At 66.4% G+C, this 21805-nt stretch carries 15 protein-coding genes; 8 read left to right on the top strand and 7 right to left on the bottom strand.

Features of this window, described 5'->3' with window-relative positions; genetic code table 11:
* Position 1: 1 nt before the first annotated feature.
* The 3 genes from IFT87_RS12400 to IFT87_RS12390 are packed head-to-tail and all read right to left on the bottom strand — an operon-like array spanning position 2 to position 2227.
* Positions 2-340: a hypothetical protein gene (locus tag IFT87_RS12400; protein ID WP_031439083.1), complete on the bottom strand. Its 339-nt coding sequence runs from the start codon at positions 338-340 to the stop codon at positions 2-4.
* Positions 333-1886, bottom strand: a complete 1554-nt coding sequence (locus IFT87_RS12395; protein WP_192008667.1) for a PepSY-associated TM helix domain-containing protein — start codon at positions 1884-1886, stop codon at positions 333-335. Before IFT87_RS12395 ends, IFT87_RS12400 begins: the two co-directional genes overlap by 8 nt.
* The gene (locus tag IFT87_RS12390) at positions 1883-2227 is read right to left on the bottom strand and encodes a hypothetical protein (protein ID WP_052149013.1); all 345 of its coding nucleotides are present in this window, start codon (positions 2225-2227) and stop codon (positions 1883-1885) included. The genes IFT87_RS12395 and IFT87_RS12390 overlap by 4 nt, the downstream gene beginning before the upstream one ends.
* A gap of 188 nt (positions 2228-2415) precedes the next feature.
* Between IFT87_RS12390 and IFT87_RS12385 the strand changes: the two genes are divergently transcribed.
* Entirely contained in the window at positions 2416-3702 is a 1287-nt protein-coding gene (locus IFT87_RS12385) for a glycoside hydrolase family 130 protein (RefSeq protein WP_192008835.1), read from the top strand.
* Between the two features lie 48 nt (positions 3703-3750).
* Here the strand turns inward: IFT87_RS12385 and IFT87_RS12380 are convergent, their stop codons facing one another.
* Complete coding sequence (locus tag IFT87_RS12380) at positions 3751-6126, bottom strand: TonB-dependent receptor plug domain-containing protein (protein ID WP_342211157.1); 2376 nt, start codon at positions 6124-6126, stop codon at positions 3751-3753.
* 545 nt (positions 6127-6671) lie between these two features.
* On the opposite strand from IFT87_RS12380, the gene poxB reads away from it, so the two are divergent.
* On the top strand, positions 6672-8420 hold the full coding sequence (gene poxB, locus IFT87_RS12375) for a ubiquinone-dependent pyruvate dehydrogenase (protein ID WP_192008665.1): 1749 nt from the start codon (positions 6672-6674) through the stop codon (positions 8418-8420).
* A gap of 54 nt (positions 8421-8474) precedes the next feature.
* On the opposite strand, the gene IFT87_RS12370 is transcribed toward poxB, so the two are convergent.
* A complete protein-coding gene (locus tag IFT87_RS12370; protein ID WP_031395000.1) occupies positions 8475-10142 on the bottom strand; it encodes an MFS transporter in 1668 nt (555 codons plus the stop codon).
* A 48-nt stretch (positions 10143-10190) separates the two neighbouring features.
* Complete coding sequence (locus IFT87_RS12365; protein WP_152555342.1) at positions 10191-11618, bottom strand: DcaP family trimeric outer membrane transporter; 1428 nt, start codon at positions 11616-11618, stop codon at positions 10191-10193.
* Positions 11619-11765: 147 nt separating this feature from the next.
* Here IFT87_RS12365 and acs point away from each other — a divergent pair, with 147 nt between their 5' ends.
* The 3 genes from acs to IFT87_RS12350 all read left to right on the top strand — a co-directional run bounded on the left by acs (position 11766) and on the right by IFT87_RS12350 (position 15215).
* Positions 11766-13721 (top strand): acetate--CoA ligase, encoded by a 1956-nt coding sequence (acs, locus tag IFT87_RS12360; RefSeq protein WP_192008663.1) that lies wholly within the window; start codon positions 11766-11768, stop codon positions 13719-13721.
* Complete coding sequence (locus tag IFT87_RS12355; protein WP_037528739.1) at positions 13718-14344, top strand: response regulator transcription factor; 627 nt, start codon at positions 13718-13720, stop codon at positions 14342-14344. The genes acs and IFT87_RS12355 overlap by 4 nt, the downstream gene beginning before the upstream one ends.
* An 82-nt stretch (positions 14345-14426) precedes the next feature.
* The gene (locus IFT87_RS12350; RefSeq protein WP_031439477.1) at positions 14427-15215 is read left to right on the top strand and encodes a hypothetical protein; all 789 of its coding nucleotides are present in this window, start codon (positions 14427-14429) and stop codon (positions 15213-15215) included.
* A gap of 18 nt (positions 15216-15233) precedes the next feature.
* Here IFT87_RS12350 and IFT87_RS12345 read toward each other — a convergent pair whose 3' ends face one another.
* Positions 15234-18557 (bottom strand): hybrid sensor histidine kinase/response regulator, encoded by a 3324-nt coding sequence (locus tag IFT87_RS12345; protein WP_192008662.1) that lies wholly within the window; start codon positions 18555-18557, stop codon positions 15234-15236.
* A 155-nt stretch (positions 18558-18712) separates the two neighbouring features.
* Here IFT87_RS12345 and IFT87_RS12340 point away from each other — a divergent pair, with 155 nt between their 5' ends.
* The 3 genes from IFT87_RS12340 (at position 18713) to IFT87_RS12330 (ending at position 21719) form a co-directional block, all read left to right on the top strand.
* Positions 18713-20347 carry an NAD(P)/FAD-dependent oxidoreductase gene (locus IFT87_RS12340; protein ID WP_031439479.1) on the top strand — a complete coding sequence of 545 codons (1635 nt, stop codon included), beginning with the start codon at positions 18713-18715 and terminating at the stop codon, positions 20345-20347.
* Positions 20348-20407: 60 nt separating this feature from the next.
* Positions 20408-21397, top strand: coding sequence for a cell wall hydrolase (locus IFT87_RS12335; RefSeq protein ID WP_084215055.1), 990 nt, complete (start codon positions 20408-20410; stop codon positions 21395-21397).
* 127 nt (positions 21398-21524) lie between these two features.
* Complete coding sequence (locus tag IFT87_RS12330) at positions 21525-21719, top strand: hypothetical protein (RefSeq protein WP_333952831.1); 195 nt, start codon at positions 21525-21527, stop codon at positions 21717-21719.
* Positions 21720-21805 lie beyond the last annotated feature (86 nt).

Below are 21805 nucleotides of genomic sequence, written 5' to 3'. Positions count from 1 at the left end.
GTCAGGCCGAAGCGGTACGGTGTTCGTCTTTCGAAGGTCGTAGGGCACGCGCCATGCCGAGGATCAGGACGACGGGCCGCAAAATGAACATCGGCGCGACCGACAGCGTGCCGACCATGATGACCGCCGCGATCGAGCCACCACCCAGAAACCGCACGACGCGTTCGCCGCTGACCGGCGCCCCGCACCGCAGGAACGCCAGCGTCAGCGCGGCGGCGGCGGCGATCCGCAACAGCCGTATCGTCCCGGGTGCGGTGATCCCGAGATCCCGGCGATAGCGAAACGCGGAGGCCGCGAGCAGCATCCAGCCCGCCAGTGCAACGATGATCGTTTCAAGCATGAACCACTCCACGGGCAGGACGTCGTACCGGAGCCGCCGGACGAAGTTGCGCGACACGCCATGCCGCCATCGCCAGCACGGTGGCGATCGCGAGCATGGTCAGGTCGAACCCGGCAAATACCGGGTCGTCGCCACGCAATGAGGCCGGCAGACCGCGCGCGGTTGTTACGGCATTGATGACCGGAATTGCGGCAAACGCGATGGCGCCGATCGCGAAGCTCTCGATCCAGGCGCGCCGCGGCGATCGGGCCAGCTGCATGACTGCGACCGCGCCCCAGGCCCAGAACATCGCGGCGACTTCGCCATCGGCGCGCCCGGCCGCATCGGCAGGAATCACCCGGTTCGCCAGGAGATACGCTGCCATCCCGACCGGCAGCCCGGCAATCACCGCGATGTTCAAGCGCTCGACAAGCGTCAGCCCCGGGAACGGCGCCGCGCCCGGCCGCCGCCGCTTGGTCGTCCAGAGCAGCAGGCCCGTACCGACCATCGCGGCGCCGGTCAGGCCGAGCAGGCAATAGGCCCAGCGCAGCCCGGTACCCGCATAGCTCGCGACGTGTAGACCGAGCATCACCCCCGCAGTCATCAGCGCGGGCCCGGTGCCGCCCGATCGCTCGAGCATTTGCCCAGTGCTTCCCGAATAGGTCACCGATGGCAGCCGCGCATTGATCGACACGCCGGCATGCCGATACACCGTCACCGTTGCCGCACGATCATTCGGATGGCGTACCACGACCCGCGTCGCAGGCGCGCCGAGCACCGCTTCGGCCTTCTCGATCATCGGCCCGATCGGCAGCAGCGGCGCGGCAATGCCGGTCGCGGCGCGTTCGGTCGGAATGCCGAATGCGACCGCCCCGTAATCGAGCGGCGTCTTGTAGTTCACCATCGCCGGCCACGGCATGTACATCGCCACCAGCGTGATCAGCCCGGTATAGGTGATCATCGCGTGATAGGGCAGCGCAAGCACGGCCGAGACGTTATGCGCATCGAGCCAGCTGCGCTGTCCCTTGTTCCAGCGCAGCGTGAAGAAATCGGCAAAGATCCGCTTGTGCGTGATCACCCCCGAGACGATCGCCGCGAGCATCACCATCGCACACAGTCCGGCCAGCCAGCGCCCCCAGGGATAGGGCAGCTGAAGCTGGAAGTGGAACCGATAGAAATGCTCGCCGCCGCGCGTTTCGCGGGCACGAACCGGCTCACCGCTGCGGGGATCGAGCGTCAGTTCGGCGGGACGTGGCGGTGCCGTCGACGTCGGACTCCGCTGCTCGAACACGCGCGTCACTGCCGAGCGGGCATCGGGAAGATAGAGGAACCACTGGACGTCGTCACCCGCGCCGATCCGCTGCAGATAGGTCATCGCGCCTTGCGCCGCCTGCGCAGGCGACACCGTGCTCGCGCGGATTTCGGGTTGCATCCAATGAGTGATTTCGGGCCGGAAATAGCTTGCCGTCCCCGTCAGGAACATCGCGAACAGCAGCCATCCCGCGAGCAGTCCCAGCCACCCATGGATCCACGCCATGCTCTGCCGCAGCGGCAAGGCAGCCGTCATGGGCGGACCCCGAGCAAGGCCAGTGCCAGGCCGATCGCCGCGCTGCCGCCCCAGATGCCGAGCATGACGCGCATCACGCGTGGCCCGTGAAAGCTCCAAAGCGCGGCGATTGCGTAGACCAGGAACGAGAGGATCATTCCCCAGCTGGTCGCCTCGGCACGGTCCACTGGCAGCAGCCGCGCGATCAGCGTGGCGACCGCCGAGGCAAGAACATAGCCACCGACCAGCGCGGTCCCGATCCGGGCAATCATCGGCACGACCGCAGGACGCAACCGACGCCGCGGCGACGTTGCCGTTCGCCCTAGGTCCGGCGTGCGCTGCGGGGTGGCCTGCATGGTCATGCCCTACAGAAGTTTGCGAGTGGTTATCAATAGCAAAGTTGTTGGACGATTTCCGGTCAGGTCCGAGAGCAGCAGGTCACGGGGAAATCCGCCGCGGCGATGCGATCCATGGATATAAACGCGCGGTCTATCGCTGAACGGGGCAAGGGTGTGCGCATGCAGGACGCCGCCCGATGAAAGGTCCGCGCATGGAAGCTGCCAACGTCTTCAAGAAGCTTGAGATCGAACTCAAGCCCGATCCTTCGCGAACGGTGATCCGCCCGTTCAGCTTCAGCTATCCCGAGGCATTTGCGGCCAACCGTCCATCGCGCGCGCAAACGGTGGCGCAGCGGGTGATGGCACTCGACCCCGCGCTGCGCAAACGCATGGTCGAACTGCTCGCAAAACCGATGGAGGAGCGGCATCGCAATGCCGATGAGGTCTTCCGCCGCCGCTTTGCCGAGGTTCAAGATGAGCTTGATATCGGCGACATCGACGCCGACGAGGCCCTGCTGCTGGGCGCCTATTTCAGTCAGGAATATGCGTTCGAGTCGGCGGCCCTTTTCAATCCGAGCATCGCGCGGATCGACGAGGAACCCGCATCGGCTACGGGCAGCGTCAAGTTCGTGCTGTCGTTGCGCGGCATCGGCGAAGGACATATCTCCTCGGTCACGTTCCGGACTGGCGAATGGGGCCCCGACGATCGCCTCGTGATCGATCCGGCAAGCCCGCATGGTGTGCCGCCACGAATCGACCGCAACCAGGATGGCTGGGTCCGGCTCTTGTGCGACGACAGCCAGGACGCGTCGGAAACGGTCATCTTTCCCGTGCTGCCCAGTCAGCGCCAGGGCGTTGAGGATCTCCGCCTCGTCAATTTCACCGATCATGACGGCGTTCGCAGCATCATCGGGACCTATACCGCGTTCGACGGACGCAAGGTTCAGCAGGAAATGCTCCGCGGCGTCGACATGCGGACCTTCGAAATGCGCCCCCTCGCCGGCGCCATGACCGGCTACAAGGGCATGGCGCTGTTCCCGCGCCGGATCGATGGCCAGTTCGTGATGCTCGGGCGGCAGGACAGCGAGACGATCTGGCTGCTCCGCTCGGACGATCTTTACACCTGGGAGCGCGGGACGCCGATCATGGCGCCGAAATATCCATGGGAGTTCGTGCAGCTCGGCAATTGCGGATCCCCGATCGAGATCGACGAGGGCTGGCTGGTCTTCACCCACGGCGTCGGCATGGTCCGCGGCTATTGCATCGGCGCGTGCCTGCTCGACAAGGCGGACCCCAGCCGTGTGCTGGCGCGCACGCCCTCCCCGCTCCTGTTCCCGAGCGCGGAGCAGCGTGGCGGCTATGTGCCGAACGTCACCTATAGCTGTGGCGGGCTGTTGCAGGGGCGCCGCATCCTGCTGCCCTATGCGATCGGCGACGAATATACCGCGTTCACCACCGCACAGGTCGATGATATCCTGTCGGTCATGGCCCCCGCCTGACGTGCAGGCAGGTTCGGGCGCGGCCGCCGAGCGCCGCGCCCGATCTCGTCAGAAGGTGATATTGAAGCGCGCGTAATAATAGCCGCCGTTGATGCCGTAGGGACTGAACGTCAGCGGCCCGTCGAGAACATTGGCGTCGTTGACCAGCGAGTTGGTCGACCCCGGCACCAGCCCGACGGTCGGCGGCCGCTTGTTGAACAGGTTGTTGGCACCGACCGACAGCTTGAGTGCGGCGGTGAGATCGTAGTTGAGTTCGACATCGCCGATGAACGCCGACCCGACCGTCTGCTTATAATATGCGCCGCCATCCGGGGTCAGATACGCCGTCGTCTTGCCGTAGACGGTCCCGCGCAGCGTCGCGCCGAACTTGTCGAGCGCATAGACGATCGAACCGATCACCTTGGTCTTGGGCGACGCCGTCTCGAGATAACTGATCGCCTCCTGGTCAAAGAGCGGAATGCCGCCCAGCGTCGCCGGCGCCGCATTCAGCCTGAGCGCCTTAGTCTCGTTATAGTTGCCCGACAGCATCCAGTTCACTTTGCCATAGTCGGCAAGATCGGTGACGTAACTTGCCACCAGATCGATGCCGCGCGTCCGCGTGTCCGCGCCGTTGGTGAAAATGTTGATCCCGGTCTGGTTGACGGTCGGGTCGAGGATGTTGCCGTTCGCCCGAATGGCCGCGGTCACGATCGGGAAGTTCGTCGCACCACCGCTGCCGTACAGAGAGCCGGTCCCGAGGATGCGGTCGCGGATCTTGACCTGATAGGCGTCGATCGTGATCGTCAGGCGTGGTGCCGGGCGCAGCACGGTCCCAAGGCTGAAATTGGTCGATTTCTCCGGCTTGAGATTGGCAAACCCCAGGAGCTTGGCCGCGGCGGAATTGGCCGGCAGCTGCACGAACGCGGACGTCGGCGAGACATTGGTCGCGGAATAATAGGACTCCGCGAGCGTCGGCGCCCGGAACCCGGTCGAGACCGTGCCGCGAAGCGCGAACGCACCCGAAAAGTCGTACCGGCTCGTCCCCTTGTAGATGAACTTGCTGCCGAAATCGGAATAATGTTCATAGCGTCCGGCGACATCGACCTTCAGCCCGTCGATTGGCATCATCGCGACATCGACATAGGCCGCCTGGCTGTTGCGGCCGTTCACGCCCGCATCGGATGGCCGGAACCCGGGATAGGATTGCCCGCCCTCCTTGTAGATCGATGCGGCATCGCCCGAGCCGATCTCGTACACGTTCTTTCGATACTCCGCGCCGAATGCGAGGTTCAGCGGGGCCGCCATGCCCACCGCGATCTCGCGGGTGACATCGGCGTTCGCGGTGAACTCGGTCGCCTTGAAGAAGCCGTTATAGAAGCTCGTCGGCGTAAATCCGGTATCCGCGTAGAGCGAGGCGTTGGCGGAATCGACGGTGTAGATCAGGTTCTTGTCCTGCCCGAAACTGGTCGACAGGTCGTAAGTGAAACCGCTCAGCAGTCCGCGAACCCCGCCGGTAAACGCCATGTCGTCCTCGCGGATCTTTTCGCGCGGTGAAAAGCCGTTGACCGGGCTGTCGCCGTCAGGATCGAAATAGGTCGTGACCCCACCGACCGTCCGCGAGACCCGCGTCGGTACGCGCAGATTTTCGTACGCGCTGGCGATCCGCTTCGAATAGGTGCCGAAACTGTAAACCTCCGCCGCGCCGAAGTCGTAGGCGCTGTTAAATTGCAGGTTGGTAAGGCGGGATTGCGCATCGCCGTTGATGCGATTGACGTACGGAAAGCCCGAAATATTGGGGTAGAGTTGCTGTTGCAGGGGACTTAGCGCCGGCGACGTCGTGCCGGTCAGCAATTTGCCATCACCGTCCGTCACCCGCCGGTCGAGCCCGCCGACCTGCGTGAAGTCGTGATAGCGGTGAAATGCGGTCACGTTGAGGAACCCGTCCTCGCCGATCTTGGTCGCGAGATGCAGCGTCCCGGCATAGGTCCGCCCGCCCGTCTGGTAATTCTCGCCCGCGGTCGCATAGCCATCGCCGCCCGTACCGCCGTCCTTGAGGATGATGTTGATCACCCCGGCGATCGCATCCGAGCCATATTGCGCCGCCGCGCCGTCTTCCAGAACCTCGATCCGCTTGATCGACGAGGGGGAGATCAGGTCGAGATCCGCGGTCGCGGCCCCCTGATAGGGCCCGCCGAGCACCGCAAGGTTGGCGGTGCCATGCCGGCGCTTGCCATTGACGAGCACCAGTGTGTGGTTGGGGCTCAGCCCGCGCAACCGCGCGGAAAGCGTCAGGTTCGCGGTGCCGCCGCCAAATGCCTGCGCGGTGAAGGACGGGACCAGCTGCGTCAGGATCTGGTTCAGATTGGGCTGGCCGACATGGCTCATCATGTCGGCATCAAGCACCTTGATCGGCGCCGCGCTTTCGGCGGCAGTAATACCGGTCACACGCGTCCCCGTCACGATGATGTCGTCGGGGATGTCGGCGGACGCATCACTTGTCGGCGGGCTGGCCGATCCTACCGTGGCGGGGTTTGTCGTCTGGGTAAGCTCTTGGGCACTGGCCGAAACATGCCCCCCCCAGCAGCAACGGCAACGATCAAGGCGTGACGCGAGATATGATGAGCGATCTTCATTAGGCTACCCCCGAATGGTGAGCGCCTTTTCGGATCCTTCCCCCAAGTCCATCGACGATTTACGTCGTTTGCTCACGCAATACTGGCCGTGCCGAAATCAATCCTTTGTCATGGGCCCGGCATGTTGCCGGGATCCGTTGCGCATGCTCGGGTCTCCAAATTTTGAATGCAACCTATTCAGGGTAACGAGATCGTATCTGCGCGCGTTTTCCAACCGAAAATTTGAACTTGTTACATTTCTGCAACGATCCGGCCGTACCGCTCCCAGGTTCGATTCCGCGATTTCGCCGCGTCACTTGCCGCCGGGACGCGTTGAGGCCTCGACCTTCACCCTTTTTCGAGACCCGGAGACGCCCGATGCCCAAGACCCTGATCGCCGACCTGTTCGTCGAGACGCTCGAGCTTGCCGGCGTCGAGCGAATCTATGGCGTGGCCGGCGACAGCCTGAACGGCCTCACCGAAGCGCTCAGGCGGAGCGGAACGATCGAATGGGTGCACGTTCGCAACGAGGAAGCGGCGGCCTTCGCGGCCGGCGCCGAAGCGCAACTGACCGGCAAGCTCGCGGTCTGCGCCGGGTCCTGCGGGCCGGGCAACCTGCATCTGATCAACGGGCTGTACGACTGCAACCGGACCCGCGTCCCCGTGCTCGCAATTGCGGCGCAGATACCGAGCGCCGAAATCGGCTCCAACTATTTCCAGGAAACCCGTCCCGAAGAGCTGTTCCGCGAATGCAGCGTCTATTGCGAGACGATCTCCGATGCCGATCAGATGCCGCGCACGCTCGACACAGCGATCCGTGCCGCGGTCGGCCATCGTGGCGTCGCGGTCGTCGCGATGCCGGGCGATGTTGCATTGCGCACGACCACGGGCCTTATCGCCCGATCCCGCACCGCGTTGCTGCCCGAAGCGGCCACGATCATCCCCGATCAGGCCTCGCTCGCCAGCCTTGCCGCGCTGCTGAACGACGCCGGCAAGGTGACGATCCTTGCGGGTCGCGGCTGTCGGGGGGCGCATGCGCAACTCGTCGCGCTTGCCGGCGTGCTCCAGGCACCGGTCGTCCATGCACTCGGCGGCAAGGAATTCGTCGAATATGAAAATCCCTATGATGTCGGCATGACCGGGCTGATCGGCTTCTCGTCCGGCTATGACGCGATGATGGCTTGCGACACGCTGCTGATGCTCGGCACCGATTTTCCCTACCGCCAATTCTATCCGGAAAAGGCGAAGGTGGCGCAGATCGACCTGCGGCCCGAAAATCTCGGCCGCCGTACCGCGATAGACCTCGGCTTGGTCGGCGACGTCGGCGCGACGATCGACCATGTCCTGCCGCTGCTGACACGCGAGCGCGACGGCGCCTTCCTGCGCGACGCACGCGAGGATTACGCCAAGTCGCGCAAAGGCCTGGACGAGCTCGCGACCGGCACCCCGGGCAGCGGCGTGATCCACCCGCAGCATGTCGCGCGCGTCGTCAGCTACCTAGCAAGCGACGACGCCGTCTTTGCATGTGATGTCGGCACCCCGACCGTCTGGGCAGCGCGCTACCTCGAGATGAACGGCCGCCGCCGACTGATCGGGTCGTTCAACCATGGCTCGATGGCAAACGCCCTGCCCCAGGCGATCGGCGCGCAGGCCGCCTATCCCGGCCGTCAGATCGTCAGCCTGTCGGGCGACGGTGGCCTCGCGATGCTGATGGGTGAATTGCTGACCGTTCGGCAGCTCGGCCTGCCCGTGAAGATCATCGTCTTCAACAACGGCACGCTCGGCTTTGTCGAAATGGAGATGAAGGCGGCGGGGATGATCGAGACCGGCGTCGCGCTCGACAATCCCGATTTCGCCGCAATGGCGCGCGCGATCGGACTCCACGGCGTTCGCGTCACCGACCCTGGCGAGATCGAGGCGGGCGTCCGCGAGGTGCTTGCGCATCCGGGCCCTGCGCTGCTCGATGCCGTCACCGCGCGCACCGAACTGTCGATGCCGCCCAAGATCACGCTCGAACAGATGAAGGGCTTCACGCTCTATATGGCGAAAGCGGTGATGAGTGGTCGTGGGGATTCGATCATCGAACTCGGCAAGACCAATGCCGGACTGTTCAAGACGCTCTTCTGAAACAGGTCCGGGGTGCGGCGGCTGCCGCACCCCGGGACTGCTCGATACTTGCGTTCAGCCGTGCAGCGAGCGGCGGAACGTCTCGGGCAGGAAAACCAGACCGACCAATGCGGTGACCGCACAGGCCAGGATCGGGTACCAGAGCCCGTAATAGATGTCCCCGGTCGCCGCGACCATTGCGAAGGCCGCGGTCGGCAGGAACCCGCCGAACCAGCCATTGCCGATATGATAGGGCAGCGACATCGACGTGTAGCGGATTCGCGTCGGGAACAATTCGACCAGCAGCGCGGCGATCGGGCCATAGACCATCGTCACGTACAGCACGAGCAGGACCAAAATCGCGACGACCATCGGCTTGTTGATCTGCGCCGGGTCCGCCTTTTCGGGATAGCCGACCGCGGTCAGTGCGGTCTTCACCTCGGCCCCGAACGCCTTGATCGCTGCAGTACGATCGGCCCCTGTCACGATCGCCGGATTGACGACCGGAATGGTCGCGCCGCCGATGTGGATCTGTGCGACCGTGCCCGCCGGTGCGACGACGTTGGTGTAGGAAATGCCCGCCTTGGCCAGATACGACTTGGCGATGTCGCACGAGCTGCTGTCGAACTTGTTCTTGCCGACCGGATCGAACTGTACCGAGCATTCGTCGGGGTTGGCGACGACGCTGACCGGCGACGACAGCTGCGCGGCATAGAGCGCGGGGTTGGCCGCCTTCGACAGCGCGTGGAACAACGGCATATAGGTCAGTGCGGCGAGCGCACAGCCGGTCAGGATGATCCATTTCCGCCCGACCTTGTCCGACAGCCAGCCGAAGAAGATGAATGCCGGCGTCGCGATCAGCAGCGCGATCGCAATCAGGATGTTGGTGGTCGGCCCGTCGACACGCAGGTTCTTCTCGAGGAAGAACAGCGCGTAGAACTGGCTGGTGTAGAACACGACGCCCTGCCCCACGACCGCACCGAACAGCGCGATCAGCACGATCTTGAGGTTGCCCCATTTGGCGAACGCCTCGGTCAGCGGTGCCTTGGAAGTCTTGCCCTCTTCCTTCATCTTCTGGAACACCGGGCTCTCCTCGAGCTGCATCCGGATCCAGAGCGACACTGCGAGCAGCGCGATCGAGACGATGAACGGGATGCGCCAGCCCCAAGCCGCGAACGCCTCCTCGCCGACGAGCGTGCGCACGCCGATCACGATCAGCAGGGCGGCGAACAGACCGAGCGACGCCGTGGTCTGGATGAAGCTGGTGAACAGCCCACGCTTCTTGTCGGGCGCATGCTCGGCGACATAGGTCGCAGCACCGCCATATTCGCCGCCGAGCGCGAGGCCCTGCAGCAGCCGCAGCACGACCAGCGCGATCGGCGCGGCGACGCCGACCGAGGCATAGCTCGGGAGCAGGCCGACGAGGAACGTCGACAGGCCCATGATCGCCATCGTGACGAGGAAGGTGTTCTTGCGCCCGACGACATCGCCGATCCGCCCAAATACCAGCGCACCGAACGGCCGCACCGCGAACCCCGCTGCGAACGCCGCGAGCGCGAAGATGAACCCGGTCGTCTCGTTGACGCCCGAGAAGAACTGCGCGGTGATGATCGTCGCGAGCAGCCCGTAGAGATAGAAGTCATACCATTCGAACACCGCGCCGAGCGACGATGCGATAATGATCAGTGGCTGGCTCTGCTTCACGTGACCAAGGGGAGATGCGTCCCCTGTTGTCGTTGCCATGGCGGTATCCTCTCAAGTGGAGCGGTGGTATTTTTAAGCGTCGGGCGATCAGAACCCGTATTTGAAGGCGAATTCCATGCGGTCGAGCGCACCGGTATCACCCGAAACCAGTTCGCGGACGGCGTGGCGATATTCGACGCCGATGTCGAAGCCCTTGCCCGGCGACCAGAACAGGTTGGCAGCGCCGCCATAGGACTTGGCATTGGCCAGCCCCGTGACGATCACGCCGGCCGGATAATCGGCCGATTGGTAGCTGCCCATCAGCGTCGAGTGGATCGCATCGGTCCAGCCGATACGCAGTGCCGCGAAGCCCGCGAAATTGTCGATCCGCTCGAGCTGCGTCGCGGTGCCGCCGTAGATCGCGTCGGGGACATATCCCAATCCCAGATACCGGCCGATGCCCTGGCCGTAGGTCGCCATGAAACGCAGGTCGTGACGCTTGCCGATTGGGATTTTCCCGGACCCGGAAACGCCCCAGCCAAAGGCGGTATCGCCGCGGCCCAGCGTATCGGTGCGCAATTCGCGCGCGATGCCGGCCAGTGCGAAATCGCCCAGTGTCGACTTCCAGTTCAGCCGTGCCACCACGTCCGGCAGGCGGTCGTCATCCGTGTCGACCAGCGCCGCATTGGCGGGCAGCGCCGTTTCCGTTTCGGGATTCTCAACCGCGACCTGCAACGTCAGCCCGGTTCGCAAGGGGATGGAGTAGCGGATCAGCGCCTGGCGGTTGAACACCGTGCCATCCAGCGGGCCGACGAAATCGGTCGTCTCGGGCAGCACCGCGATGTTCTGGAAGGTGGACCATTCCTGCCCGACCAGCAGATTGCCATATTCGATGAAGCCACGGCGGAAAGTGGGCGTGTAGGGGTTGGTCGCGCGCTGGGCACCGACCGGCGCCGTCGCGAGCGCAAAATCAAACTCCACCAGCGTCTTTATGTCGGTACCGTTCATCGGGGTTGCCGTGCTGAACTGCAGGCGGGTCTGGCGCGCGGAGAGCAACAGGTCCTGGCTGGAGAACCCGCCGCCGACCGGAATCTGCTGCGGCAGGAAGAACTCCTTGCCCAGCCCCCCGACCGCGACCTCGCCACCGCTGTAGCGGCTGGCAATGGCGTTGAGGCGAACGAAGCCGCCCAGCTTGACCGTCGTGTTCCCCATGCGAAAACCATCGGTCGGTGCCGAATTTGTTGCGACAGGCTTGGCCTGGGCCACATTGGTCGCGCCGGGCGATCCGCCGGGCGATGCGGCCGGCGCCGTCACCTGCGACGCAGCGACGGCGGTCTGTGGGGGCACAGTCGGGGCCGCGGCGGCGGTTGCACGCGCTGCGGTCAACTCACCGCGAAGGTCCTGGACCGCTGCTTCGAGCGCCTTGAGCCGTGCTTCGAGTTCCGCCTCTCGCGCGGTCTGGCCGAAGGCGGCGCCCGGCGTCAGCCCGGCAAGGGCCGTGCCCAGCAGCAACGTCGTGAATACCGATCGTCTCATCCCAACCTCCTGGTTGCTCCACCGGTCTGACGCGTAGATGCAAGCAACACGACGATGGCGGATCGCCCGGGCGGGATCATCCCTGACTTTGGTTGGGGGTGCCGCGTACCGCGCGACCGTCTAGAACGGCGGCAAAAGGAGAGTGTGATGACCGAGGCCAGCTATCCCGTTCCCGCAGCATGGGCCAAGGACGCACGGATAGATGCCGCCGCCTATGACCGGATGTATGCCGAGGCCGCGACTGATCCCGATGCCTTCTGGGCGAAAGAGGCGCAGCGGCTCGACTGGATCGTTCCCCCGACCAAGATCAAGGACACATCGTTCGACGAGGCCGATTTCCGCATCCGCTGGTTCGAGGACGGCCAGCTCAACGTCGCCGCCAATTGCGTCGATCGCCACGCCGATACACGCCCAGACGCGACCGCGATCCTCTGGGAAGGCGACGACCCCGCCGACTCGCGCACGATCAGCTACGCCGAGCTGCGCGACGAAGTCTCGCGGCTCGCCAATGCGCTGAAGGCACGCGGCGTTGCGAAGGGCGACCGCGTCACGATCTATCTGCCGATGATCCCCGAAGCCGCGTTCGCGATGCTCGCCTGCGCACGGATCGGCGCGATCCATTCGGTTGTGTTCGGCGGCTTCTCGCCCGACAGCCTGTGCAACCGGATTCACGATTGCGACAGTCGCGTCGTCATTACTGCGGACGAAGGGCTGCGCGGCGGCAAGACGATTCCGCTGAAGGCCAATGTCGATGCCGCGCTCGATCAGGGCGATCTCGGCGTCGAGACGGTCATCGTTGTCCGCCGCACCGGCGGCGACATCGCAATGACCGACGGCCGCGATTGCTGGTATCACGAGTGCGTCGCGGACCAGTCGACCGACTGCGCGCCCGAGCCAATGAACGCCGAGGATCCGCTGTTCATCCTCTACACCAGCGGATCGACCGGCCAGCCCAAGGGCGTGCTCCACACCACCGGCGGCTATCTCATCTGGGCGTCGATGACGCATGAATATGTGTTCGACTACCGAGAAGGCGAAGTCTTCTGGTGCGCCGCCGATGTCGGCTGGGTCACGGGGCACACCTATTCGCTGTACGGCGCGCTCGCCAACGGCGCGACGACGGTGATGTTCGAGGGCGTCCCCAATTACCCCGACCACAGCCGCTTCTGGCAAATCGTCGACAAATATCAGGTCAGCACGCTCTACACCGCGCCGACCGCGCTGCGCGCGCTGATGCGCGAAGGGGACGACTGGGTCACGCGGACCAGCCGCAAGTCGCTCCGGCTGCTCGGGTCGGTCGGCGAGCCGATCAACCCCGAGGCCTGGAACTGGTATCACAATGTCGTCGGTGAAGGCCGCTGCCCGATCGTCGACACCTGGTGGCAGACCGAGACCGGCGGACACATGATCAGCCCGCTCCCCGGCGCGACCGCGCTCAAGCCCGGCAGCGCGACCAAGCCATTGTTCGGCGTGGTGCCCGAGCTGGTCGATGCCGACGGCAAGGTGCTGGACGGCGCGGTCGAGGGCAATCTCGTGATCGCCGACAGCTGGCCCGGGCAGATCCGGACCGTGTGGAACGATCATGCGCGCTTCTTCCAGACCTATTTCTCGACCTATCCGGGCAAGTATTTCACCGGTGACGGCTGCCGCCGCGACGCGGACGGCTATTACTGGATCACCGGCCGCGTCGACGACGTCATCAACGTCAGCGGCCACCGCATGGGCACTGCCGAGGTCGAGAGCGCGCTGGTCGCGCATTCGAAGGTTGCCGAAGCCGCGGTCGTCGGCATGCCGCACGACGTGAAGGGCCAGGGCATCTATGCCTATGTCATGCTCAACGCGAATGCCGAACCCAGCGAGGAGCTGCGCAAGGAACTCGTGCAATGGGTCCGCCGCGAGATCGGTCCGATCGCGACGCCCGATGTCCTGCAGTTCGCCCGCGGCCTGCCCAAGACGCGCTCGGGCAAGATCATGCGCCGGATCCTGCGCAAGATCGCCGAGAACCAGCTCGACGGTCTGGGCGATACCTCGACGCTCGCCGATCCGACGGTCGTCGACGCGCTGATCACGGGTCGCGAAAAGGCCACCGCCGCCTTCGCATGACCGCGAGCACGATCCTGATCGCCGACGACCACCCGCTGTTTCGCCAGGCGTTGAAGCTGGCGGTCGGTCGCGCGGCCCCCGATGCGACGATCCTCGAGGCGGGGCAGCTCGGCGAGGCGATCGAGGCGGCGCGCGGCGCCGCCCGCCTCGATCTCATCCTGCTCGATCTGCGGATGCCGGGGTCGGAGGGCTTTGCGGGTGTCGCGCTGCTGCATGCTGAGCGTCCCGACACGCCGATCGTCGTCATCTCGTCCGCCGACGAGGCGGAGGCCGCGCCGCGCGCGCGCGCCTATGGCGCGGTCGGCTTCGTGTCGAAGACCGCCGATCTCGCCACGCTCGAAAATGCGGTCGCCCGCGCGCTGGCGGGCGACCGCGACGCCCCCGTCGCCGCCCTACCGGCCGACGACATCTCCAATCGCGTCGCCAGCCTTACCCCGACCGAATTGAAAGTGCTGCTCGGCGTCCTTGCGGGGCGCCTTAACAAGCAGATCGCGTTCGATCTCGGCGTGTCGGAGGCGACCGTAAAGGGCCACATGACCGCGATCCTGCGCAAGCTCGGCGTCCAGAACCGCACCCAGGCGGTGCTTGCCGCGCGCGCGCTCGACATTCGCTTCGCCGACTAGCCGACCGCCTCCCACTCGCAAGACTAGCCGCACGGCAATCGACGTCTTGCGACACCCTCCTGCGCGGTCTAGGCGACCATCAATGGCTTCGACGTCCTACCTGTCCGCGTCGAACCGATCGCGCCAGCCGCTTTGGCGGCGCGCGCGTTCATTCCTGCTGGCGATCGCCGCGCATGTCGTCGTCATTCTCCTGCTGCTGCGGCTCGCGCCAACGCCGACCAAGCCCGAGCCGACGCCCCCGCCCAGCAGCTTCCGCCTGCTACCCGACCGCGAGACGAAACCCGAGACCCCGCAACGCCCGGTGATCGAAAAGGCGAAGAAGGTCGCCGGCGGCGCCTCGCCCAGATCGCCCCGCCCGCCATCGACCGCGCCGGCATCCGACCCGCGCCCCGTCACGCCTGCCCCGGCCTTCCCCAAGATGCTGGCGGGCGGCATGGAGTTGTTCGATTCGGCGGACATATCGAAAATCCCGTCGCACCCGGGCGATCGCCAGGCTGGCGGATCCGACACCGATGGCGCGGGCGCCGGCAAGGACAGCGGCTCTGCCTACGGCCCAGGCGAAGGTCCAAGTGGCGAGCGGCTCTACAATGCCGAATGGTATACCGAACCGAGCCATGCCGAACTTGCGGGCTATGTTCCCAATGGCGCCCCCCCGGGCAGCTGGGCGCTCATCGCCTGCCGGACCGCGGAGAATTACAGGGTCGAGAATTGCCGGTCGCTCGGCGAATCCCCGGTCGGCTCGGGGCTGGCCCGCGCAATGCGCCAGGCCGCATGGCAGTTCCGCGTGCTGCCGCCCCGGGTCGGCGGCAAGAAGATGATCGGCGCCTGGGTCCGCATCAAGATCGACTTCACCAGCGCCCCGACCAAATAGGCGCGCTGGGTCAGCACCTCAAACCGCAGCCGCGGCCGCTGATGCCTGTTCGAGGAATGCCCATAGCTCGCCTGGCACCACCGGCTTGGTCAGGACGGTGATCCCGGCACAGCGCGGATCGTCCGCCGCGCTGCGGTCCGCGGTCACCAGCGCGATCGCGGGCGCCGGCGCCATCGCCGACAGGCGTTCGGCAACGTCCAGTCCGTCCTGCGCCACCTCGAGATGGAAATCGATCAGCGCGACGTCGGGCTCCTCGTCCGCCGCCAGTGTCATCGCCTCCTCGATCGTCGCCGCCAGCAGCGGGACGCAGCGCCGCGACCGGAGCGCCGCGTCGAGCGCCGCGAGAATGGCGGCATCATTGTCGAGGCACAGCACGCGCAGCCCCGGCGGCAGGTCGCGCAGGACCGGGGCCGTCCTGGCACGGTCGGGCAGCGTCGCATGCGCCGCCAGCGGAACGCGAACGGCGAAGGTCGATCCCGCACCCGGCTGCGACCGCAATTCGATCCGCAGGTCGAGCAGTTGCGCGATCCGCTGCACGATCGCCAGCCCCAGGCCGACACCGCCGCCCGCGCTGCCCTTGCTCTCCACCCGCTCGAACTCGGCAAAAATCCGTTCACGGTCACCCGCCGCGATGCCCGGCCCGCTATCCCGCACCTCGACCAGGACGTCACCGCCGCGCCGCCGCGCGCCGATCCAGATCCGCCCCGACGGCGTGTAGCGTACCGCGTTTGATAGGAAGTTCTGCAGGATCGAGCGCAGCAGCGACCGGTCGGTGGCAACGATGTGCGCCCCCGGGTGCGAGGCGAGGTTCAACGCGCGTTCGCCGGCAAGCGGCCGGAACTCGGCGGCCAGTTCCTCGATCAGGTCCCCGAGCACGAACTGCTCGATCTTCGGCACGACCCCGCCCGCATCGAGCCGCGACACGTCGAGCAAGGCCCGCAGCAGCGTATCCGCCGACCCGATCGCGCCATCGATCGCGCGAACCAGGTCGGCTTGGTGCGGCGCCTTGCCCTCGTCGAGCGCCGCGCAGAAGAGCCGGGCGGCATGAAGCGGCTGAAGCAGGTCATGGCTTGCCGCCGCGAGGAACCGGGTCTTGTCGCGCGTCGCGGTCTCGGCATGCCGCCGCGCCTCGTCGAGCATCGTATTCGACTGCGCCAGATCATGCGTCCGCGCCTCGACCCGGGCCTCCAATTCCGCCTGCGCGGTCTTCTCCGCGGTGATGTCGGTGAAGCTCTGGACATAGCCGCCGCCCGGCATTGCCTGACCCACTGTCTTGATCCACCGCCCCGACGGTCGAAGCCGCTCGAAACTGTGCGGAAGGCCGCGTTCGAGATGTGCGAGCCTGCGCGACACATGCGCTTCGACGCCACCCGGCCCGCATTCGCCGCGCTCGGCATTGTAGCGGATCAGATCGGCGATCGGCCGTCCGGCGATCACATAGTCCTCGGGATAGTCGAACATCTCGACATAGCGCGGATTCCACGCGACCAGCCTCAGATTGGCGTCGATCACGCTGACGCCCGGGTCGATCGTCTCCAGCGTTGCCGACAGCAGCGACCGCGAGAAGCGCAGGCTGCGCCCCCGCTGGTCGAGCAGCCGGACGACGTCGCCTACGTCCATCGCCGAACCCGCCAGGCTCGACGTCACGATCAGCCGCGCCGAGGGTGCGCCGATCACGCCCGCGATCAGCCGCTCCGCCTGACGGGCCGCGCGTCCGTCGATCGGCGCGCCCGGATCGCGTGACAGCGGGTCCAGCCCCTCTGCGGCTTCGGCATCGCCGACGAAGCGCGCGACCAGGATCTTCAGCTCGCCAAAGGTCGTAACGTGATCCAGCACGCTGTGCCGTCCCCCGAACACCCGCCGCCGCGCCGCGTACAGGTGCAGCCCCGCCATCAGCGCGATATTCACGCCCAGGCTCCAGATCGTGCCGTTGACCAGTGGGGACCCGAGCGCGACCCGCATCAGCGCATCGGGGTCGAGCAGTCCGCCGCTCGCTTTCGCAAGACTGGCGCCGAAACCACCCAATACCGAGGGCATCAACAGGCAATAGGCCCAGACGACGACGCCGCCGATTAACCCGCCGCGTGCCGCCCGGGTATCGGCAAAGCCCCAGCCGACGGTTGCGATCAGCGCGGGCGCGAACTGCGCAACGCCGGCAAACGCGATCAGCCCGATCGATGCGAGCGACAGCTCGTCGCCGATGCTCGTGCCGTACCACAAAGCCGCGGCGACGATCGCGGCGATGATCACGCGCCGGACACGCAGCAGCCGCCGCCCCAGATCGCCCTCCCCGCCATCGGTCTGCCGCCGCAGCAGTAATGGGGCCAGCAGGTCGTTGGTCGCCATCGTCGACAGCGCGATCGTCTCGGCGACGACCATCGCGGTCGCGGCGGAAAACCCGCCGATGAACGCGAGCAGCGCCATCGGATCGTTGTCGCGCGCCAGCGGGACCGCCAGCACATAGAGGTCGGGTCGCGTATCGGCGGGCAGCACCGCCAACCCCGCGAGCACGAGCGGCAGGACCATCACCGAGATCACCGCGAGATAGGCGATGAACGGCCAGCGCGCGCGCCGCACCGCCGCCGGGCCGCTCGCTTCTAGTATCCCGACATAGAATTGACGCGGCAGACACAGAATCGCGCAGGCGGATAGCAGCGTGCGGACGAAGAAGTCGGGGGTCAGCGCGCCGGGCGCGAAACCCTCGACGAACCCGGTCAGCGGCAGCGTGATCCGCGCGGCCGGCATCGTCGCGAGCAGCGTCAGCGCAAATCCGCCGAGCGCCACGAAGCAGAGCAGCTTGATCAGCGACTCCGCCGCGATCGCCGCGACCACGCCGGTATTGCCACCCGCCACTTCATAGCGTCGCGCGCCGAAGCTGATCGCGAACGTCGCCAGCAGCAGCGCGACGAGCGGCCCGACCAGCACCGATCCGCCGATCCCGACCAGCGCGCCGAAGCTGAGCGTCACCGATCGCAGCTGCAGCGCGATATAGGGGATCGACGCGACCAGCGCGGTTCCCGCGACGATCGCCGCGGTACTCCGGCTGCGACCATAACGCGCCGAGATGAAGTCGGCGATCGAGCTCGACCCTTCGTCGCGCGCCAGCCGGACGAGCTTCGTCAGGAATCCCGGCGCGAGCAGGAACACCAGCGCCGGGCCGAGATAGATCGACAGATAATCCCAGCCGCGCGTCGCCGCGGTGCCGACGCCGCCGAAGAACGTCCAGCTGCTGCAATAGACGGCCAGCGACAAGGGATAGGCGATCCGCGCCATGCGCGGCGAAAGCCCGCGCCGATCGACGACCCAGGCGATCCCGAACAACGCGGTGCCATAGGTAAGCATCGCGACGATGACGACGGCGCTGTTGATCGGCTAGCTCCCTTGTTCCCGGATGCCGATACCGTGCAGTCCGGGCCGTTCCAGGGCAAGGCCTGCACGGTCTGCGCTTCGGTACCACAGCTCATGGCGAAACCACGCGGCCCGCGTTACAGGGCCCCATGCTCCGCATCACCGAACTCAAGCTGCCGCTCAACCATGCCGACGAAGCGATCCCCGCCGCGGTCTGCAAGCGGCTGCGCATCACCCCCCGCGAATTGATCCGCTATACCGTCGCGCGGCGCGCGCATGACGCGCGCGACAAGATGGACATCCAGCTCGTCTATTCGATCGACGTCACCGCGAAGAACGAGGCGACGATCCTCGCGCGGTTCCGCAAGGACCGTCACGTCAACACGACGCCCGATACCGGCTACCGCCACGTCGCCAAGGCACCCGAGACGCCGGGCGCGCGTCGCCCGGTCGTCGTGGGAACAGGGCCGTGCGGCCTGTTCGCCGGCCTCATCCTCGCGCAGATGGGGTTCCGCCCGATCATCCTCGACCGCGGCAAGCTGGTCCGCGAACGCACCAAGGACACCTGGGGTCTGTGGCGCCGCAGCGTCCTCAACCCCGAGTCCAACGTCCAGTTCGGCGAGGGCGGCGCGGGCACCTTCTCCGACGGCAAGCTGTGGAGCCAGATCAAGGATCCCCGCCATCTCGGCCGCAAGGTCATCACCGAGTTCGTCAAGGCCGGCGCTCCCCCCGAGATCCTGACCGAGGCGCATCCGCATATCGGCACGTTCCGGCTGGTGACGATGGTCGAGGCGATGCGCGCGACGATCGAGTCGCTCGGCGGTGAATATCGCTTCGAGCACCGCGTCGACGATCTCGACATCGCGGTCGATGCGGACGGCACGCGCCGCATCCGCGGGCTCCATCTGCATACCGGCGACTATCTCGAGGCGGATCATGTCGTGCTCGCGGTCGGGCACAGCGCGCGCGACACCTTTCACATGCTCCATGACCGCGGCGTCTTCCTTGAGGCGAAGCCCTTCTCGATCGGCGTCCGCATCGAACATCCGCAATCCTGGATCGACGAGGCGCGGTTCGGCCCCTGTGCCGGCCACCCCGATCTCGGCGCCGCCGCGTACAGCCTGTCGCATCACTGCACGAACGGGCGCACCGTCTACAGCTTCTGCATGTGCCCGGGCGGTACCGTCGTCGCGGCGACGTCCGAGGAAGGCCGCGTCGCCACCAACGGCATGAGCCAATATTCGCGAAACGAGCGCAACGCCAATTCGGGACTCGTCGTCGGCATCGATCCTGCGCGTGACTATCCCGGCAATCCACTGGCGGGCATCGAGTTGCAGCGCCATTGGGAGTCGCGCGCCTATGTCGCGGGTGGTTCGGACTATAAGGCCCCCGCGCAGCGCCTCGGCGATTTCCTCGCCGGCCGCCCGTCGAGCGCGCTCGGCTCGGTCATCCCGTCCTACCGCCCCGGCGTCCACCTCACCGATCTCGCCGAATGCCTCCCTGAGTTCGCGGTCACCGCGATGCGCGAGGCGCTGCCGGTATTTGGTCGCGACATTCCCGGCTATGATCACCCCGACGCGGTCCTCACCGGGGTCGAGACGCGTACCTCGTCCCCCGTCCGGATCACGCGCGGCGACGATTTTCAGAGCCTGAACACGATCGGCCTGTTTCCCGCCGGCGAAGGCGCGGGCTATGCGGGCGGGATCCTGTCGGCCGGCGTCGACGGCATCAAGGTCGCCGAGGCGGTCGGACTTAGCCTCGTCGGCGCCACGCCGGGGGCTTAACCACTATCTAACATCCGGGTGGTACGCGCAGGCTTCCTGTCACGACGCGCGACCTACCCCATGCTCAAGAGAACAGTGCTCGGTTTCGCCGCGATCGCCGCCAGTACCTCGTGCGTTCCCCCGTCGACGCGCGTGGCTGGACCGCTTGCGGACGTCCCTGTCCGTGACGCAGCAGAAGCGCGCAACCTGCTCGCCGGGCTCGCGCTCGAGGCGCCCGCCGAACCGCTCGACCGCGCTTTTGCCGGCTCTGCAGCCTCCACCGACGACACCCCGCGCACCCTCGCCGCCGCGCCCGCTTTTCCCGGCGCCGCGCAAAGTGACGACGACCGCCAGCGCGCGATCGCCTGCCTGACCGCCGCGGTCTATTACGAGGCGCGATCCGAACCGACCGATGGCCAGCGCGCGGTCGCACAGGTCGTGCTCAACCGCGTGCGCGACCGTGCCTTTCCGCACAGCGTCTGCGGGGTCGTCTATCAGGGGTCGACACGGCGCACCGGCTGCCAGTTCAGCTTCACCTGCGACGGTTCGATGAACCACCCCCGCGACGGTGCCGCCTGGGCAAGGGCCGCATCGGTCGCGCGCGCCGCGTTCGACGGCAGCGTCTTCGCCCCGGTCGGCGCCTCGACCTCCTACCACGCCGCTTCGATCCTGCCCTGGTGGGCGCCAAGCCTCAGCCGGGTCGGCGCGGTCGGCGCCCATATCTTCTATCGCTGGCGCGGCGCGATGGAGCGCGCGCTGAGCTTCCGCCAGACCTATGCGGGCGTCGAACCGACGCGCGTTGCTGCGCCCGATACGATCCTCGCCGCGTCCCCGTCCGCCTCCACCGAACCCGGTACGGCGGGATCCGGCGTCACCGTCCATCGCGGCCGGACCATGCCGGGGGTGGAGACTGCGCTGTCGACACCATCTGAGTCCTCCGCCGCAACACCACGCGTGCATCTGGCGTCGGGTGTCCGCATTCATATCGGTTCGGCACATGCCGGCCCGGTGCTTGGCGGCGGCGCCCCGCTGCCGGTCGTTTCGATTTCAGAGGAAAGCGATCCGACCTGATAGCCCTTTGGGGGGTGCCACGACGCGACGGGCGCGGTAACGCCCGTGCCATGCTGCTCCACCTGCCCTGCCCCGTTACCCGCTTCGCACCGCGATGCTGACCGCCAGCGAATTGCGCGATCGGCTCGTGACCGTTCTGACCCGCGACCATCTCGGCGACCGGCGTCGCTGGCGCATGGCGGTCGGCGAGGTCCGGGTCTATTCGACCGACACGCACGCGCATTGCAACTGGTCGGTCACGCCCTCGGGCAGTGCCGAGGACATCGACCGGATCGAGACACTCGTCGACCGGTTTCGCGAGGAATTCCCGATCATCCGCTGATTGGCGCGCCGCGCGATCGACAAGCTCGGCTATCCCGGCACGGACAGCGTCTTCGTTGCACCGCACCGTGCAGAAGCTGTATTTCG

It is taken from the genome of Sphingomonas sp. CFBP 8765 (assembly GCF_014841445.1).
GTDB classification, from domain to species: domain Bacteria; phylum Pseudomonadota; class Alphaproteobacteria; order Sphingomonadales; family Sphingomonadaceae; genus Sphingomonas; species Sphingomonas aerolata.
The sequence above is the reverse complement of the archived record's forward strand: the minus strand, read 5'-3'. Positions and strand labels throughout refer to the sequence as shown.